Consider the following 1001-nt stretch of genomic DNA (forward strand, 5'->3'; position numbering starts at 1 on the left):
AGGGATCGGCGGATTCAAGCGGTCATCGCAACAGGACTGATCTGATGATCTCATTCGGGGTTTGGAACTCGAGCCGTTTGCGGGGCCGGTCGTTGAGCTCTCGGGCGACGGCGTCGAGTTGCGCCTCGGTGAACCTGTCGAGGTTCGTGCCTTTCGGGAAGTATTGCCGCAGCAACCCATTCGTGTTTTCGTTGATGCCGCGCTGCCAGGGCGAGTGCGGGTCGCAGAAGAACACCTCGATGCCGGTGTCGATGCGGACCTGTTCCCAGTCGCGCATCTCCGGCCCCTGATCCCAGGTCAGCGTGCCGCGCAGCTGCACCGGGAGCTGCTGGATCTTCCGGGTCAGCGCCGGAGCGACCTGATCCGGCTTGTAACCGTCCGGAAGGGGCACCAGCATCGTGAAGTTCGAGTGCCGCTCCACGAGCGTGCCGATCGCCGACAGGTTCCCCGCGCCGATGATCAGATCCCCCTCCCAACTCCCCGGGACGGCCCGGTCGCTGGCCTCCGGCGGCCGATCGGAGATGTTGACCATGTTGGGGATCCGGTTCTTGCGCTGCCCGACCTTCGGGCTCGGATGCCGCAGCCCTCGCCCGGTGCGGAGATACCGGGTCAGCTCCTGCTTCAACGCACCCCGCGACTGCACGTAGAGGGACTGGTAGATCGTCTCCGTGCTCACCTGCATCTCCGGGTCATCGGGGAACTCCCGACTCAGCCGACCGCAGATCTGCTCCGGCGATCGGCGCTTGGCCAGGTCCGCTTCCACCCTGGCACGCAGCCGGAGATTGGTCGCCAGCTTCGCCGGCTTCGGCCGGGTCGCCCGCTCCATCGCCGCCACCTGCGCCGACGATGCCCGATACCGGCCACGCACCGCGTTACGGGTCAGTTCCCGAGACACCGTCGACGGCGCCCGCCCGATCCGCCTCGAGATCGACCGCACCGATTCACCCGCCGCGACACCGCAGGCGATCTCTTCCCGCTCGACGAACGACAGATACCTGCCC

The 1001-nt window shown here is 66.8% G+C and carries 1 protein-coding gene; it reads right to left on the minus strand.

What is annotated here, in order from left to right; all coding sequences use genetic code 11:
• Positions 1-22: 22 nt before the first annotated feature.
• The coding region (locus ACPW96_RS23275; RefSeq protein WP_425886120.1) for an IS30 family transposase at positions 23-1001 on the minus strand (979 nt) is incomplete at its 5' end.

The sequence above is a fragment of the Micromonospora sp. DT81.3 genome, assembly GCF_049847225.1.
Classification (GTDB): Bacteria; Actinomycetota; Actinomycetes; order Actinomycetales; family Microbacteriaceae; genus Microbacterium.